General features: G+C 72.3%; 13 protein-coding genes. 6 read left to right on the plus strand and 7 right to left on the minus strand.

The genetic code is table 11. From position 1 onward, the window contains the following. Positions 1–59: 59 nt before the first annotated feature. Both P9K36_RS05070 and P9K36_RS05075 read left to right on the plus strand, forming a co-directional pair. Positions 60–1,862 (plus strand): ATP-binding cassette domain-containing protein, encoded by a 1,803-nt coding sequence (locus P9K36_RS05070; protein WP_043351897.1) that lies wholly within the window; start codon positions 60–62, stop codon positions 1,860–1,862. Positions 1,863–1,906: 44 nt separating this feature from the next. Then, positions 1,907–3,406, plus strand: a complete 1,500-nt coding sequence (locus P9K36_RS05075; RefSeq protein ID WP_111474139.1) for a carboxypeptidase M32 — start codon at positions 1,907–1,909, stop codon at positions 3,404–3,406. A 39-nt stretch (positions 3,407–3,445) separates the two neighbouring features. Here P9K36_RS05075 and P9K36_RS05080 read toward each other — a convergent pair whose 3' ends face one another. Together P9K36_RS05080 and P9K36_RS05085 are read right to left on the minus strand one after the other, a co-directional pair. After that, positions 3,446–6,922, minus strand: coding sequence for a YhaN family protein (locus P9K36_RS05080; protein WP_278306602.1), 3,477 nt, complete (start codon positions 6,920–6,922; stop codon positions 3,446–3,448). Positions 6,923–6,944: 22 nt separating this feature from the next. Next, positions 6,945–8,183: a DNA repair exonuclease gene (locus P9K36_RS05085; protein ID WP_278306603.1), complete on the minus strand. Its 1,239-nt coding sequence runs from the start codon at positions 8,181–8,183 to the stop codon at positions 6,945–6,947. A gap of 269 nt (positions 8,184–8,452) precedes the next feature. On the opposite strand from P9K36_RS05085, the gene P9K36_RS05090 reads away from it, so the two are divergent. Next, positions 8,453–9,238, plus strand: coding sequence for an endonuclease/exonuclease/phosphatase family protein (locus tag P9K36_RS05090; protein WP_236952974.1), 786 nt, complete (start codon positions 8,453–8,455; stop codon positions 9,236–9,238). Here the strand turns inward: P9K36_RS05090 and P9K36_RS05095 are convergent. The 4 genes from P9K36_RS05095 to P9K36_RS05110 all read right to left on the minus strand — a co-directional run bounded on the left by P9K36_RS05095 (position 9,156) and on the right by P9K36_RS05110 (position 12,459). Continuing rightward, positions 9,156–10,592 carry a phospholipase D-like domain-containing protein gene (locus tag P9K36_RS05095; RefSeq protein ID WP_043755835.1) on the minus strand — a complete coding sequence of 479 codons (1,437 nt, stop codon included), beginning with the start codon at positions 10,590–10,592 and terminating at the stop codon, positions 9,156–9,158. The two genes, P9K36_RS05090 and P9K36_RS05095, sit on opposite strands and share 83 nt — an antisense overlap. A 66-nt stretch (positions 10,593–10,658) precedes the next feature. Beyond that, positions 10,659–10,970 carry a hypothetical protein gene (locus tag P9K36_RS05100; RefSeq protein ID WP_043356346.1) on the minus strand — a complete coding sequence of 104 codons (312 nt, stop codon included), beginning with the start codon at positions 10,968–10,970 and terminating at the stop codon, positions 10,659–10,661. Between the two features lie 137 nt (positions 10,971–11,107). Beyond that, positions 11,108–11,917 (minus strand): enoyl-CoA hydratase, encoded by an 810-nt coding sequence (locus P9K36_RS05105; RefSeq protein ID WP_043383785.1) that lies wholly within the window; start codon positions 11,915–11,917, stop codon positions 11,108–11,110. A gap of 176 nt (positions 11,918–12,093) precedes the next feature. After that, a complete protein-coding gene (locus P9K36_RS05110; protein ID WP_236952860.1) occupies positions 12,094–12,459 on the minus strand; it encodes an AMP-dependent synthetase in 366 nt (121 codons plus the stop codon). A 378-nt stretch (positions 12,460–12,837) separates the two neighbouring features. On the opposite strand from P9K36_RS05110, the gene P9K36_RS05115 reads away from it, so the two are divergent. Further along, complete coding sequence (locus P9K36_RS05115; protein WP_043353176.1) at positions 12,838–13,263, plus strand: hypothetical protein; 426 nt, start codon at positions 12,838–12,840, stop codon at positions 13,261–13,263. 15 nt (positions 13,264–13,278) lie between these two features. On the opposite strand, the gene P9K36_RS05120 is transcribed toward P9K36_RS05115, so the two are convergent. After that, the gene (locus tag P9K36_RS05120; RefSeq protein WP_278306604.1) at positions 13,279–13,968 is read right to left on the minus strand and encodes a uracil-DNA glycosylase; all 690 of its coding nucleotides are present in this window, start codon (positions 13,966–13,968) and stop codon (positions 13,279–13,281) included. Positions 13,969–14,252: 284 nt separating this feature from the next. Here P9K36_RS05120 and hemH point away from each other — a divergent pair, with 284 nt between their 5' ends. Together hemH and P9K36_RS05130 are read left to right on the plus strand one after the other, a co-directional pair. Next, on the plus strand, positions 14,253–15,335 hold the full coding sequence (hemH, locus tag P9K36_RS05125) for a ferrochelatase (RefSeq protein ID WP_043353172.1): 1,083 nt from the start codon (positions 14,253–14,255) through the stop codon (positions 15,333–15,335). Between the two features lie 93 nt (positions 15,336–15,428). After that, a complete protein-coding gene (locus P9K36_RS05130; protein WP_164706403.1) occupies positions 15,429–15,587 on the plus strand; it encodes a hypothetical protein in 159 nt (52 codons plus the stop codon). The last annotated feature ends 284 nt before the right edge of the window (positions 15,588–15,871 follow it).

Raw genomic sequence — 15,871 nt, forward strand, 5'->3', positions numbered from 1 at the left:
ACGAGGTCGCGGGGCGGCGCCGTTTGAACAGGCCGCCCCACACTGCCATAAGCCGGCCCATGGCCGCTCCCCCGCTCCTCACCCTCCAGGACGTCGCCCTGACTTTCGGCGGCACGCCCCTGATCACCCGTGCCGACATCGCCATCGCGCCGGGTGAGCGCACCTGCCTCGTCGGTCGGAACGGGTCGGGCAAGTCGACGCTCATGAAGATCGCCGCGGGACTCGTCGATCCCGACAAGGGGCGCCGTTTCGTCCAACCCGGCACGACGATCCGCTACCTCGCCCAGGAACCCGACTTCACGGGCTTCGACACCACCCTCGATTTCGTCGAGGCCGGGCTGCCGCCTGGCGAATCGACCCACCGCGCCCGTTACCTGCTGGAGAGCCTCGGCCTCACGGGTGCCGAGGATCCCACCAAGCTCTCCGGCGGCGAGGGGCGGCGCACCGCACTGGCGCAGGCGCTCGCCCCCGAGCCCGACGTGCTGCTTCTCGACGAGCCCACCAACCACCTCGACCTGCCGGCGATCGAGTGGCTCGAGGCCGAGTTGAAGGGCACCCGCGCGGCCCTCGTGCTGATCAGCCACGACCGGCGCTTCCTCTCGGCCCTGTCGCGGGCCACGATCTGGCTCGACCGGGGCGAGACGCGCCGGATCGACCAGGGCTTCTCCAGCTTCGAGGCGTGGCGCGACGCCTTCTTCGAGGAGGAGGAGCGGGACCAGCACAAGCTCGACCGCAAGATCGCCGCCGAGGAGCACTGGCTGCGCTACGGGGTCACCGCCCGGCGCAAGCGCAACGTCCGCCGCCTCGGCAACCTGCACGAGCTGCGCCAGAACCGGCGCGAGGTGCGCCGCCCGGTGGGCAGCGTCAGCATGCAGGCTTCCGACGCGGAATCCTCGGGGAGCCTCGTGGTCGAGGCCCGCGACATCGCCAAGAGCTACGGGGAGCGCAAGATCGTCGACGGGCTGTCCCTTCGGGTGATGCGGGGGGACCGGCTCGGCATCGTCGGGGCGAACGGCGCCGGCAAGAGTACTCTGATCAACCTGCTCATGGGCCGGCTCGCGCCCGATTCCGGGCAGGTCGTCCTCGGCACCAACCTGCTGCCGGTGGTGCTCGATCAGGCCCGCGCCGTGCTGGAGCCCGGGATGACCGTCACCGACGTGCTCACCGGCGGCCGCGGCGACAGCGTCGTGGTGAACGGCCAGAGCCGCCACGTGATCGGCTACCTGAAGGACTTCCTGTTCACCCCCGAGCAGGCCCGCACGCCCGTCTCAGTCCTGTCCGGCGGCGAGCGCAACCGCTTGCTGATCGCCCGGGCCCTGGCCCAGCCGGCGAATCTTCTCGTCCTCGATGAGCCCACGAACGACCTCGACCTCGAGACCCTCGACCTGCTCCAGGAGATGCTGGGCGACTACCAGGGGACGCTGATCCTGGTGAGCCACGACCGCGACTTCCTCGACCGCGTGGCGGGCAGCGTGCTGGTGTCCGAGGGCGCCGGCCGCTGGGTCGAGTATGCCGGCGGCTACAGCGACATGCTGGTCCAGCGGGGCCAGGGCGTCGAGGCGCGGACCGTCGCGCCGAAGGCGAAGGAGCCGCGCGAGCGCAACGCCGCACCGGCGGCCCAGCCCGCGGGCAAGCCCAAGCTCGGCTTCAAGGACCAGCACGAGTTGAAGACGCTGCCGGCCCGCATCGAGAAGCTGGAGGCGGCGATCGCCCAGCTCAAGACGATCCTGGCCGACCCCGAACTCTACGCCCGCGATCCGGCCCGGTTCGACAAGGCTTCGACCATGCTGGCGCAGGCCGAGACCGAGCTGTCGCAGGCGGAGGATCGCTGGCTGGAGCTGGAGATGCTTCAGGCGGGGTGACCGCCGCAGCATCAGGCCGCGAGACGTACCGGACCGGAGACCGCATGACCGCCTACCAGATTCTCGAACAGCGCTTCGCCCGGCTCGCGGCTCTCGAGGGCGCGGCCGGGATCCTCGGCTGGGACGCGCAGACCCTGATGCCGGACGGCGCCGCCGAGGCCCGCGGGGACCAGCTCGCGATTCTGCGCGGGCTCGCCCACGGGATGCTCACCGCTCCCGAGGCCGCCGAGGAACTGGCGGCCGCCGAGCAGGGCGGGGACCTCGAACCCTGGGCCGCCGCCAACCTGCGGGAGATGCGCCGCGCCCAGGCCCATGCCACGGCCGTCCCCCGCGATCTCGTCGAGGCCAGCTCCCGCGCCGTGTCCCGCTCGGAGATGGTGTGGCGCGAGGCGCGGCGCGACGCCGACTTCGCCCGCCTCGAGCCCCACCTCGCCGAGGTGCTGCGGCTCCAGCGGGAGATCGGCCAGGCGAAGGGCGCGGCCCTCGGGCTCGACCCCTACGATGCGCTCCTCGACGGCTACGATCCCGGCATGCGCCGGGCGACGATCGATCCGCTCTTCGCGGATCTAACCGGCTGGCTGCCGGACCTGATCGCCCGCGCGCGCGAGATCCAGGCGTCCCGTCCGGCGCCGCTCCCGCTCGCCGGCCCGTTCGACGTGGCGGTGCAGCGCGATCTCGGCCTCAGGCTGATGGAGGCGGTGGGATTCGACTTCACCCGCGGCCGGCTCGACATCAGTCTGCATCCGTTCTGCGGCGGCGCCACCGACGACGTCCGGATCACCACCCGCTACGACGCGGCCGATTTCGGGCGGGCCCTGATGGGCGTTCTCCACGAGACCGGACACGCCCTCTACGAGCAGGGCCGGCCGGCCGCGTGGCGGAACCAGCCGGTCGGCGCGGCGCGGGGGATGAGCCTGCACGAGAGCCAATCGCTCATCGTCGAGATGCAGGCCTGCCGGAGCCGGGACTTCTTCACCTTCCTGGCGCCGCTCCTGCAGTCGGCCTTCGGACGTTCCGGACCGGAATGGTCGCCGGAGAACCTGCACGCGCTCAACATCCGGGTGGCGCCGGGCTTCATCCGGGTGGATGCCGACGAGGCGACCTACCCGGCCCATATCCTCCTGCGCTACCGTCTGGAGACGGCGATGATCGCGGGCGACCTCGCGGTGCGCGATCTGCCGGGGGCGTTCAACGACGGCCTGCGCGATCTCCTCGGCCTCACCGTACCGGACGACCGGGTCGGTTGCCTCCAGGATATCCACTGGCCGAGTGGCGCCTTCGGCTATTTCCCGACCTACACCCTCGGCGCCTTGGCCGCCGCGCAGCTGTTCCGCGCCGCCCGGTCGGCCGAGCCGGCCTTACCGGACCGCCTCGCGCAGGGCGATTTCGGCCCCTTGCGGGACTGGCTCCGGACGAACGTCCATGCGGTCGGAAGCCTGCTGGACACCGACGCGCTGCTCACCCGCGCCACCGGGACGCCACTCGGCACGGAAGCGTTCCGGGCGCATCTTGAGGCACGCTATCTCGGGGGCTCGGGCGCCTGAGGAGGGCCGCGCGCCGGGACGGGGCGCTTCCAGCCCCTTCTACAGCGCCACCACGTCCACCGCTTCGCCGAGCCTGTCACGGGCGATGTCCGCCACGTGGCGGTGGTGCGTGAACAGGATCGGCTGGACCCGTTCCCCGATCGCCGCCAGGGCGTCCAGACCGTAGCCGGTCCGGGTCTCGTCGAAGGTCGAGAACAGGTCGTCGCCGATGAAGGGCGCCGGCTCGGCGCGTTCGGCGTAGTCTTCCAGGTAGGCCAGCCGCAGGGCGAGGTAGAGCTGGTCGCGGGTGCCCTCGCTCATGCCCTCGATCGCCACCGTGCCGCCCCCGGCGCGCTGCCCCGCGAGCTTCGGGGTGTCGGCCTCGTCGTAGATCTGGGCAAGGCCGGAGAACGCGCCGCCGGTGAGGGCGCGGAACAGCGCGCCCGCCCGGGCGACGAGGGGATCCTGCTGCCCCGCGCGATGGCGGGCCACCGCCTGCCCCAGCATCAGACCGGCGAGCCGCAGCACGGCCCAGGAGCGCGCCGCCGCCTGGAGATCCGCCTCCGCCGCCTTGCGCTCGGCGAGGGCCAGTTCGGCGCCGGTGCCGCCCTCCAGTTCCGCCCGGCGCCGCTCGGCGCGGTCGCGGTCGGCGAAGATCACCTGCCCGCGTTCGGCCTGCTCCTCGGCCTCGAGCGCCAGACGTGCCAGTTCGGCCTCGATGGCCTCTGGGGGCAGGGTCTCGAGACCGGCGCGCAGCTCGGCCTCGGGAAGCCCGTCGGCTGCGCCCGCGAGGCTGCCGCGGAGCCGCAGACGCTCGGCGCGCAGCAGCTCCCGGGCACTCAAGCGGCCGAACAGACGATCGATCTCCGCAGTCGGGGCCGCAGCGAGGTCCGGCATCGCCTCGGCCACCAGCCGGACGAGGGTCGCCCGGGCCGCCTCGTGCGATTCCGCGGCATCGCGATGCGCCAACTCGGCCTCCTCGCGGCGGCGGTCGAGCTCGGCACGCCGCGCTTCCCGGGCTTGCGCGGCGACGAGGCGGCTGTGGAGGGTCCGGATCGCACCGGCGGGCGGCGCCTGCGCGAGATCGGGCGCCAGGGCCTCGACCAGGGTGGCCACCGTGACCCGGAACGCCTCCATGTCCCGCCGGATGCCGGTGGACCGGCGCTGCAGGGCGGCCCGCTCCGCCAACCGGTCCGGCACGCTTCGCCATGCCTCCAGCGCGCCCTCGGCCTCTTCGGGCCCAGCCGCACCGTCGAGCCCGAGGGGCAGCAATGCCGCCGCCCAATCGGCCTGCCACGCGGCGCGACGGGAGGCGGTCTCGGCGAGGGCCCGCTCCAGCCGCTCAACCGAAAGTCCGGTGGCGCGCACCAGACCGGCAGTCTGAAGATTGGCTTCCCAGCGGCTTGCCAGGGTGGCGACCCGCGCTTCCAGACCGTCCAGCGCGGCAGCGATCTCGAGGTCCGGTGCGGCGTCGAGCCCGGCGCGGTGGCGCAGATCGGTCAGCGGCGCCCGGGCGGCCTCGATCCGCACCCGGAGGCGATCCGCCTCGATCCGCTGCGCGGCGAGCCGCTGCTCCGCTTCGATCAGGCTCTCCACCTCGGCGAGCCACGCCGCCATCTCGGCCGGCGGGCCGGGCACGAGGGCGGCGGGCCGCCAGGCCTCCTGCCAGGCCGCCTCGCCCGCGGCGAGCTCGGCGGCGAGGGCGGCGAGGACCTCATCGGCCTGCGTGGCCTCCGCCTCCTCGGTGGCGAGGCGCTCCAGGTCGGCGGCGTGGGCCGCGACCCGGGCCGCATCGGAGGCCCGCTCGTCGGCGACGCGGTCGGCCGACAGGAGCGCGCGCTCGAAGGCTGCGATCTCGGCGATCCCGGCCGGGCGCCCTTCCGCCAGGGCATCGCGGAGAAACGCGAAGGCGGCATCGCGGGTCGCCCGCAGCGCGTCGAGCCGCTCCCGGGTGGCGACGGGCCGGCCGGCCTCGCGCTCACGCAGCCGCGCCTGGGTGGCGGCGACCTGCCGGCGGGCGGTGTCGCGACGGTCGGCGGCCCGCTCGTGCTCGCGGGTCTTGGTCTCCAGACGCTGACGGTAACGCGCCACCGTATCGGGAGCGGGCAGAGGCGTCCGGACGAGGACGGCGAGGTCGGCCACCGGAGGCGACAGCCGCCCCGCCTGGTTGTGCAGCAGCGCCGCCTCTCGGCAAATGGCGGCGTCGAGGGTCTCGCGGGCGGCGATCCATTCGTGCAGGCGGGCGAGAGGCTTCAACGCTTCCCGCAGGGGGGTCGGATCCCGGGCCGCATCCGCCGCCTCCATCTCCCGGGCGAGGCGCTCCCGCTCGGCGCGGGCGGCGGCGAGGTCACGGCCGAGCTGATCCTCCGCGGCCGCGAAGGTCCGGCCCTCCCGGATCAGGCGCTCGATTCGTGCGCGCGCGGCGTCCGGAGGCTGCCCAGCCTCGAGCGCGGCGAGATCGGGGGCGCCGATCCGGCCGCGCAGCCGCTCAAGCTCCAGCCCGACCTTGTAGGCGTCGCCCTCGATCCGGGGCAGGTCGGTGCCGCCCTTCTCGAACTCCTTGGTGCCGCTGAACGCCGCCAGGATCTCGTCGGCCCGGTGGGTCAGCGCCGGCTCGACCGGTACCGCCTCGGCCTCGCTCCGGGCCCGGTCGCGCGCGGCTTCGGCCCGCACCGCCTCGGCTTCCGCGGCGCGGCACGCGTCAAGGGCGGCCCCGAAACGGGCGATCCAGGCGGGATCGGCATCGGCGAGGTCGGTCTCGGCGGCGATGCGCTCCTCCAGCGCGTCGATCTCGGCGATGATCGGCCGGACGCGCTTGAGCCGCTCCAGCCGGGCGCGCGCCACCGCGATGGCCTTCTGCTCAGCCCGCAACGCCTCGAGCTGCGCGGCCGCCGCGGCGATCTCGTCGTTCAGCGCCCGCCAGTCGCCGGCGCGCAGGCCCCGCTCGCGGATCGCCCGCCGTGCCGTCTCGTGACGCTCCAGGGCTTGGTAGAAGGTCCGGTGCTTGGCTTGGCGCGGGGCGAAGATGGCGTCGGCCTCCGCGTCGAGTGTCGTCTGCAGCTCCGTGAGTCCGCGCAGGCCCGAACCTGCCGCGAACAGGCTCGCGCCAACCTCGCCCTCCACGTCGACCATCTCGCGCCCGCCGGCCCGGAGGCTCGCCGCGTCGAGGCCGAAGGCCCGGCAGAAGACCGGCCGGGACAGTCCGCCGAGGAACGGCGCCAGCGCGTCGTCGGGGAGCGGCGCCTCGGCGGCGTCGATGAGGGTCCGGCTGTTGCCCTTCCGGCGCCGGAAGGACAGACGGCGGCCGTCGGCGGCGGCGATCTCCGCGCCGAGGCGCAGCTGCGGCATGTCGTGCAGGAAGGCGTAGGGGGTGGATTTCCCGAAGCCGAACAGCAGGTCGGTGACCGCCGCCAGCGCGGTGCTCTTGCCGGCCTCATTGGCGCCCAGCACCACGTGAAGGCGCGCATCCGGCCGGAATTCGACCGTGCGGTCCGTGAAGGCGCCGTAGCGCTCCAGGGCGAGGCGGATCAGCCGCATCGGACCTCCATGGGCGATCGCCTCAGCAGTGCCGGCCGCCGAGGCGCCCGAGGACCAGCGCCTCCGCCTCGGCACAGAGGGCGTCGAATTCCGCGTCGAAGTCGGCTTCCGCTGCGGCGGTGACCGGGATCCGGCCACCGATCTCGGCCAGGGCCGCCTTGGCCTTTGTGCGGAAATCGGGGTCGCGGTCGAGTTCGGCCAGCAGCGCGGCGGGGTCGATGGCGGCGCCGGAGGGCTCCACCGCGGCGCGCGGGCGGCACGTCTCGATCTTCAGGCGCTCCAGCCAGATATCTTCGTGCAGCCGGTGCGCGGCCGCCTGGATCTCGGCCGTCAGGGTCTCCCGGTCGGCCGCCAGGGCGTCGTGGGCGCGGGTGGTGCCGACGAGTTGGACGCGGACCAGGAGCAGCCGGCGGGCCGCGACGGCGGCGAGCGGCCTCAGGGCCGCCTCGACGGCCTCCACGGCGCCGCGCGGGTCGGCCGCCGCCGCGAGGTCGACCGCGATCCGCTCGAACCGGGCCCGGTCGAGAGGCAGGCGGCTGACGCCCGTCACCCGCCCGTCGGCGACGTCCACCACGACCGCCCCCTTCTCGCCGCACTCGCGCACGCTCCGGCCCTGGAGATTGCCGGGGAACACGATCCAGGGATCCCGGGACAGCTCCGCGTATTCGTGGATGTGGCCGAGCGCCCAGTACTCGTAGCCCCGGGCCGCAAGGTCGGCGACCGAGCAGGGGGCATAGGTTTCGTGGGCGGCGTGGCCGGTGCAGGAGGTGTGCAAGACCCCGAGATTGAACCAGCCCGGCACGGCCGCCGGATAGGTGAGCGACAGGTTCTCTTCGACGGCCCGACCCTGGAAGCTGCGGCCGTGGATCGCGACCCGCAGCGCGTCGAGGCGCAGGGTGCCGGCGCGGGCCGCCGGGAACACATGCACGGAGTCCGGCAGCGTGATCGAGCGCGTGATGACGCTCTCGGCGTCGTGGTTGCCGCGCACCAGGATCGTCGGGATGCCGGCACGGTCGAGGCGCGCCACCTGCCGGGCGAAGAACAGGCCGATCGTGGTGTCGGCCCAGTCGCCGTCGTAGACGTCGCCGGCCACCACCACGAAGGCGACCGACCGCTCGATCGCTTGGCTCACCATGTCCTCGAAGGCCTGCCGCCCGGCCGAGGCGAGGCGCCGGGCGAGATCCGCGTCACGCGTGGCGAGGCCCGAGAGCGGGCTGCCGAGATGCAGATCCGCCGCGTGGATGAAGCTGAACGCGGTCATCGGTCTCCGGGAGGGATCGGTGGCGAGCCGGGGCGCGATCGCGCGCAGCCGTCGGCATCACAATGCGGGCTCTTAGGCCGCCGACAGGGGTCGCCTCAAGCGGCGGCATGCGACGAGCTGTGGGGCACGTCGCCGGGGACGGCCTCTGTTGCTCGTCGATCGGGCCCTTCCGCGGCGTCGGTGCGATTCCGGTCGAACGTCCCGGCCCCGGGCGCGTTAGAGCGTGGCGGTGACGGGAGAGCCGCGCGATGAGGTACGAGACCGGCCCGATGAATCCTGCTGCACGCCCGGCCCGCCTCACCGCCGCATCGTCGCACGCCCTGCCGATTTACCCTGCCGATCGGCCGCATCAGCCCTTCAAGATCGTGAGCTGGAACCTGCTGCGGCGCACCGGCGCGGCGGTTGACGACGTGGCCGCCCTCGTCGCCCAGGAGAAGCCCGACCTGCTGCTGATGCAGGAGGCGACCCGGGCCATCGGCTTCCTGCTGGACCGGATCGGCGGCCACTACGCCTGGGCACCTCTGCCGGGCCGGATCCACGGGCTGGCCATGTGGAGCCCCAGGCCCTGGCCGGCGCCGCCCCGGGTCATCGCGCTGCCCTCGGGGGCGCTGGTGCACCGGGTCTGCCAGATCCTGGACCTCGGCGAGTTCGGCGTGGCCAACGTCCACCTGTCGCATGGGCAGATGCTCAACCGCCGCCAGCTGCGCCGCATCGTCAGCGAGCTGCCGCCCCGGGCCGCGGTTCTCGGCGATTACAACATTGTCGGCCCCGCGATGATCCCGGGTTTTCGCGATGTCGGACCGCGTCAGTCGACGCACGCGATGGTCGAGGTGCTGCCCCTGCGGCTCGACCGCTGCCTCGCCCGCGGCCTCGTCTGCCACGCCCATGCGGTGCTGCCGCGGGGGCCCTCCGATCACCGGCCGATCATCGTCCATCTCGGCCCGGCTCCCGAGGCGCATGCCCCGGGACGCTTCAAAGGTATGGCAGCAGCAGTCGCACGCCTGCGTCGCGCAAACGGACCGGCAGGCCGCGCGCGGCGAGATCCTCCCGCCTGAGCTGCGTCTCCATTTTGCCGCGCATGAACCGGTCGAGCGCGGCCGCGCAATCCGCGTCGATGATCTCGACGTTCAGCTCGAAGTTGAGCCGGAAGCTGCGCATGTCCCAGTTGGCGCTGCCGACGAAGCACCAGATGTCGTCAACCACCATCGCCTTGGAATGGTCGAAGGGCGGCTCGTCGAGCCACACCTGCACCCCGGCCCGCAGCAGCGGCTCGAGATGCGCCCGGGTCGCCCAGTCGATGAACGGATGGTCGCTGACCCGCGGGATGATCACGTCGACGGTGATGCCCCGCATCGCGGCCTGGGCCAGAGCGCCGGTCACCAGTTCGTCGGGCAGGAAGTAAGGCGTTACGAACCGGACCTTCCGGCGCGCGCAGGCGAGCGTCTGAAGGATTACCTGCTCGATCTTCTCGACGTCCGCATCCGGGCCGGAGGTGACGGCCCGGGCGACGCTGGGCCCGCACGGCTCGAGATCGACGAACCACGGTTCGCCGTCGAGGATCTCGCCGTCCACGAAGGCCCAATCCGCCGCGAAGGCGGCGGCGAGTTGCTCGACCACGGGCCCGGTCATACGGAAATGCGTGTCCCGGATCGGATGCTCGGGCTTCAGCGCGACGCGATTCGCGTGCGAGATGTTGAGACCGCCCGTGAAGGCGATGCGCCCGTCGAGGATCAGCAGCTTCTTGTGGGAGCGCAGGTTGAGGAACGGCATCCGCCAGGGAAGGGCCGAGTGCATGAACAGGGCCACCGGCACCCCGGCCGCCGTCAGCCGGCGGTAGACGGGCGTCCGGAAGTAGCCGCCGCCGATCCCGTCGATGATGACGCGCACCTTCACGCCGCGGTTCTGCGCCTCGACGAGGGCGTCGCAGAATTCGCGGCCGGTGGCATCGTCCCGGAAGATGTAGCTCGACAGGCCGATGCTGGCCTGCGCCTCGCGGATCGCCGCCAGCATCACCGGATAGGCCGCGTCGCCGTTTCGGAACATCTCCACCGCATTGCCCGCGAAGGCCGGCAGGCTGGTAATCCGCCGGATCGCCCGGTCGAGGGGCCAGAGCGTCTCCGGCACCACGGCGTCGTCGGTGTCGGGCAGCTGCGTCGCATCGGAGGGCTTGGTCCGCAGCCGCCGGGCGCGGCGCGAGACCCGGTTGATGCCGAAAGTCAGGTACAGGGCGGTCCCGAAGATCGGCGACAGCCACGCGAGACCAATCCAGCCGACCGCCACGCTCACCCGGCGCTTGCGCAGCAGGGCATGCAGGGTGACGCCGATCGCCAGCGCGACGCCGATCAAGGCCTCGACATCCGCCCGCATCAATGCGGTCGACTGAACCCAGCGGAAGAGCGCGTTTTCCAAGGTCTCGGTATCCGGGTTCGCGTCGGGAGGCACCGGATTGGCCCAAGGCCCGTGCGGCGGGCGGGATTAATCCGCCGGCTTGGCCGGATGCGCAATGGCGGCGGTCCCGGCGGGCCGCTCGCAGCGATAGGGGCCGCTGCCGTCCAGCGCCCCATACAGGACCCGCCCGCCCGAGGCGATGCAGCGCGCCTTGGCTTCGGCGTAGGGCCGGTGGAAGCTCCAGATGGTGATCATGGGACCGATCGTGGCGAGGCAGATGCCCCCGAAGATCACAGCGGCGGCCCATGTCGCGCCGTTGCGATCCGGCCGCGGCGGTCGCGGCGGCGGCATCGCCCCGTAGAAGGCCAGCGTCAGTCCGAACAGGTCGATGGTGCTCATCAGCCGTTCCGCGTTGCGGCGCCGCATCCGACAGGATCGGGTGTGCCGAACCACCTAGGGCAGGGCGCGTCGTTACCTATAAGCGCGGCGCCGACCGGCCTGCGTCGTATCGCGCCACCGCGCGCGATCTCGCGGCCTCACGGCTCCCAGCGCGGCGGCCTCTTGCCCAGGAAGGCGTCGATGCCCTCCTGGGCGTCGGCCATCATCATGTTCCGCGTCATCACCTCGGCGGCGTAGCCGTAGGCGTCCTCGAGACCCATCTCGAGCTGGCGACCGAACGCCTCCTTGCCGATCGCCAGGACACGCCGGGCCTTCCCGGCGATCCGCGTCGCCAGGGCGCCGACCGCCGCGTCGAGTTCCGCCTCCGGGACCACCCGATTGACGAGGCCGATCCGCAGGGCCTCCGCGGCGTCGATCGGCTCGCCCACCAGAAGCATCTCCAGCGCGGCCTTGCGCGAGACGGCGCGCGACAGGGCGACCATCGGGGTCGAGCAGAACAGGCCGATCTGCACCCCCGGCGTGGCGAAACGGGCCGTCTCGGTGCAGACGGCGAGGTCGCAGGTGGCGACGAGCTGGCAGCCGGCGGCGGTGGCGATCCCGTGAACCCGGGCGATCACCGGCTGCGGCAGGCGCGTCAGGCTCAGCATCAGCCGGGCGCAGGTGCGGAACACCGCCTCTGTCGCCGCGCGGGAGGGATCGGTCCGCATCTCCTTGAGATCGTGCCCGGCGCAGAAGGCGGGCCCCGCCCCCTGGAGAATCACGACCCGGACCGCCGGATCCGCGCGGATGGCGTCGAGCTGATCCTGGAGGGCGCCCATGAGGGCCATCGACAGGGCGTTGCGCGCCTGGGGCCGATTGAGCGTCAGGGTCGCGACCCCGTCGGCGTCGCTGCGCAGCAGTACCGGCGCTTCCGGAGCTGTCGCGGCGTGGGCCGTGGCTGAGGTCATCGCGGCGTCTCCCGGTGCCGGCCTCCCTGGCACGGGGCCGATCTCGTCAAGCGAGGTTAGCACGCCGGCTCCGGCTCCGCGATGCCGGCGCGGCGAGCCGCGCCGTCGGCCGTCCTCGAACCAACCCGGCGGCGCGCGGTGCGCGGGCACCGGTCCCGGACCGGGTGGGCTGCCCGTCAGGCCTGCTCGGCGAGGGCGAGGTCGAGGCTGGCGTAGTCGGCGCCCGGGCCGTTCCACCAGACGGCGGGATAGCTGGCGAGCCGACCCATCAGCCCGGCATAGACATCGGCGAGGTTTGTATCGACGACGACCAGCGCGGCATCCGACTGGGACAGGCTATCGGCGAGGGCCTGGCCGCGGCCGGCGCAGTCCAGGCAAACCACGCGCAGGCCGAGACGGACGAGGCCGAGCCGCATGGCCTCGGCCTGACCGAGATCCTGCACCAGAAGCGCCACGGTCTGACCGGCGCGCAGGCCCTCGCTCCAGGCCCAGCGGGAAAATCGGTGCGGGCAGATCGCGGCGGCGGGTCCGGACGGTGCCACGCGACGATCCGCGTTGGCCCCTCCCGCATCGCCTGTCCGGACGCGCCGGTCGGCGTCCCGCGCCGGGACTGGAAGGAATGCCGCAGGAGGATGGACGCCGTACATGCGATGCGGACCGCCTGAATCTGGACAAATTGCAGGCTCTGGCGTGACGCGAGCAGGTTAACACTCTCTCACGCGCCGGCGTTCCACCGAAAAACGACGCCGTTTTCGTCGGCCTGCCGGGCAGGGACTGCCCCTATGGCCAACAGGCCGTGAAAGTAGATGCGCGGATTGCCGACAAATTCCGTCGCATTGGCGTGCGCACCGGACCGGCCTATGTCCCGGTGCCAGACGTGGCCCGCAAGAGGCCCCGCTCGATCGAGGAAACCACCGCGCATGCGCCCGACCACGACCCGGATCGCCCTCCTCGCCGCCGCCGCGCTGACGGCATTGCCGGCACAGGCGCAGATCCGCAACGCGCCGTCGCCGCGCGCCCTGGAATTCGCCTCCTACATCTTCGCCGCCTCCAATGTCTGCGGCTACCGGATAGGCAGCGCGCAATTCGAGGCCCTCCTGGCGAAGCAGAATGTTCAGATCGCCGACGTTCAGCCGCGGGGGCCGTTCGGCAACCGTGTGCAAACCATGTTCACGCTGATGTCGAACCAGATGGCGCAGAACCGCGACCAGGCCTGTCTCGCCGTCGCTGGCGAGTACGGGCCAGAGGGCACGGTGGCCAAGAACGTGCTCCTGCCGGCGGGCCAGGAGCCGGGCGCCCCGACCAAGACGCCTGCGGAGCCGGCCGAACCCGCCAAGCCGCAATAGAGATCGGCGACGGCGTCAGCCGAGGCGCCAGTCGATCGGGCGGCGCCCCTGCGCGGCGAGCCAGCGGTTGGCCCGGCCGAACGGGTCGGAACCGGGGAAGTCCCGGGCGCGGTTGAGCGGGGAGGGGTGACCGCTCTCGAACACGCCGTGGCGGTCCGCGTCGATCAGCGCGGCCCTGGCCCGCGCCTGCGCGCCCCAGAGCAGGAACACCGCCGGCTCCGGGCGGTCCGAGACCGCGCGCACCGCCTCGTCGGTGAGTGCGGCCCAGCCATAGCGCAGATGCGCTCCGGCCTTGCCGGCCTCGACGGTGAGGGCGCTGTTGAGCAGGAAGACGCCCTGCCGTGCCCAGGGCGTCAGGTCGCCGCCGGCGGCGCGGTCGGATCCGGCCTCCGCCAGGATCACCCGCAACGACGCGGGTAGGCGCCCCGCCCCAACGAACGAGAAGGCGAGGCCGTTGGCGTCGCCCGGGGTCGGGTAAGGATCCTGTCCGAGAATCACCGCCTTGACGTCCTGCAGCGGCGTCTCCCTCAAGGCGCGGAAGATCCGGTCCGGCGCCGGCAGCACCTGGGCCCCCGCGGCGATTCGTCCGTCGACACGGGCCGCCACGACGTCGGCCTGACCATCGGCGAAGAACGGCAGCGTCAGCCAGGACGAGCCGGAGGCGCGGAAGGCTTCGAGGGCATCGGCCACAGGCGTATCGGTCATGGTCTCTCGCGGGTCGGATCGGGGCCGAGATAGCGGGCAGCCGGGCGCCGTCATCCGGGCAGCGGTTGCGGCCCGAGGCCCCGCGTGTTTAGGGACATGGGTCGAGCGTGCCGCATATCGCGGTGCGGCATGTGGCGTCCGGTCTTCGCCGGGCGGCTTCGCACCCTACATGGAAGCACACCCCACGGGGAATTGAGCCCCCGGCCAGGTTCAGGCGTCCGCGCCGGCGGCCGGGTATCGGAAACCAGAAGAAGGATCTCGGCGCGCGGCGCCGGAACGCTGCCATGAACGAACGCGTCGAACCCGCCGCGCTGGCGAATGGCCGGCCCCTCGCACCGCTCAAGCCCGCGGCCGACACCCTGCCGGCGGATCACCCGAAGGTGGCCTGGGGTCGCGTGGGCGTGCTCCTGATGAATCTCGGGACGCCTGAGGGCACGTCCTACTGGCCGATGCGCCGGTACCTCAAGGAATTCCTGTCGGACCGGCGCGTGATCGAGGTGCCGCGGCTGATCTGGTGGCCGCTCCTCAACCTCATCATCCTGACGAAGCGCCCCGGGCCGAAGGGCCGCGACTATGCCAGCGTGTGGAACAACGCCCTGAACGAGGGGCCGCTGAAGACCATCACCCGCGGCCAGAGCGAGCGCCTCCAGGCCGCCATGGGCGAGTCCGTGGTGGTCGACTGGGCGATGCGCTACGGCAAGCCCGAGGTCGCCGGGCGGATCCAGGCGCTCCTCGACCAGGGCTGCGACCGCATCCTTCTGGTCCCGCTCTATCCGCAATACGCGGCGGCGACCTCGGCCACCGCCTGCGATCAGGCCTTCCGGGCGCTGATGGATATGCGCTGGCAGCCCACGGTGCGTGTCTCGCCGCCCTATCACGACGACCCGGTCTACATCGCCGCCATGGCCGATTCGATCCGCGAGGGCCTCGCGAAGCTCGATTTCGAACCGGAGGTGATCCTCACCTCGTTCCACGGGGTGCCGCGGAGCTACCTGCTCAAGGGCGACCCCTACCATTGCCAGTGCCACAAGACCGGGCGGCTGATCCGCGAGGCCCTGGGCCTGTCGCCGGACAAGATGCGCGTGACCTTCCAGTCGCGCTTCGGCAACGAGGAGTGGCTGAAGCCCTACACCGACGAGACGGTGATGGACCTCGCGAAGTCGGGCGTGAAGCGGATGGCGATCGTCGCCCCGGGCTTCACGGCGGACTGCCTCGAAACCCTCGAAGAGCTCGACGGCGAGAACCGCCATTACTTCGAAGAGAATGGCGGCGAGCGCTTCGCCTACATTCCCTGCCTGAACGACAGCGACCTCGGCATGCGGGTGATCGAGCACGTGGTACGCCGCGAGCTTCAGGGCTGGGTCTGAGATCGGCGCCGGGTTGCCGCTTGCGGCGCGGCCCGGCCCCCCTATTATTTTCCTAAGCTGAACGGGCGCATCGGTTCGGCACGGGAGGATCTCATGGCGTTCTTCATCGGCATCGCGTGTCCGTGGCTCCTGATCGCGGTGCTCGACAGGATCGCCGAGGGGCGCCGGAGCGCCGAACTCGCGGCCCTCGGGCTCACGCCACAGCCGGCCCCGGCTCAATCCAGCTACCTCGTCCCCGACCGGCCGTATTGAGGCCCGACTGGGGCGTGACCCAGCCGGAACCTCGCCCCACGTCGGGCGGGCCCCGCATTGCCGTCACAGGCCGAGCGACGTGACCCAGGACAGCGCTGCTCTAGGACAGCGCGACGCCCGGTAGCGTGCCGTCACACGGATCGCTTCCGGGCGGTCGAAAATATGGCGGCGTTTCCGGTTCATAGAACCGGACGACCGTTTCGCTGCGGGCCCGGCGCCGCGCGGACCGACCCATCATCTCTTCAGAGGGCTGGACCGAATCAGAACCCGGCCCGGCCCTCTGT

The sequence above is a fragment of the Methylobacterium sp. 391_Methyba4 genome (assembly GCF_029691625.1).
Classification (GTDB): domain Bacteria; phylum Pseudomonadota; class Alphaproteobacteria; order Rhizobiales; family Beijerinckiaceae; genus Methylobacterium; species Methylobacterium fujisawaense.

Coding starts and splice junctions, on each gene's coding strand:
- P9K36_RS05090 (WP_236952974.1), top strand. CDS start 8,453: ATGAATCCTGCTGCACGCCCGGCCCGCCTCACCGCCGCATCGTCGCAC.
- P9K36_RS05105 (WP_043383785.1), bottom strand. CDS start 11,917: ATGACCTCAGCCACGGCCCACGCCGCGACAGCTCCGGAAGCGCCGGTA.
- P9K36_RS05120 (WP_278306604.1), bottom strand. CDS start 13,968: ATGACCGATACGCCTGTGGCCGATGCCCTCGAAGCCTTCCGCGCCTCC.
- P9K36_RS05070 (WP_043351897.1), top strand. CDS start 60: ATGGCCGCTCCCCCGCTCCTCACCCTCCAGGACGTCGCCCTGACTTTC.
- P9K36_RS05080 (WP_278306602.1), bottom strand. CDS start 6,922: ATGCGGCTGATCCGCCTCGCCCTGGAGCGCTACGGCGCCTTCACGGAC.
- P9K36_RS05130 (WP_164706403.1), top strand. CDS start 15,429: ATGGCGTTCTTCATCGGCATCGCGTGTCCGTGGCTCCTGATCGCGGTG.
- P9K36_RS05100 (WP_043356346.1), bottom strand. CDS start 10,970: ATGAGCACCATCGACCTGTTCGGACTGACGCTGGCCTTCTACGGGGCG.
- P9K36_RS05115 (WP_043353176.1), top strand. CDS start 12,838: ATGCGCCCGACCACGACCCGGATCGCCCTCCTCGCCGCCGCCGCGCTG.
- P9K36_RS05085 (WP_278306603.1), bottom strand. CDS start 8,183: ATGACCGCGTTCAGCTTCATCCACGCGGCGGATCTGCATCTCGGCAGC.
- hemH (WP_043353172.1), top strand. CDS start 14,253: ATGAACGAACGCGTCGAACCCGCCGCGCTGGCGAATGGCCGGCCCCTC.
- P9K36_RS05075 (WP_111474139.1), top strand. CDS start 1,907: ATGACCGCCTACCAGATTCTCGAACAGCGCTTCGCCCGGCTCGCGGCT.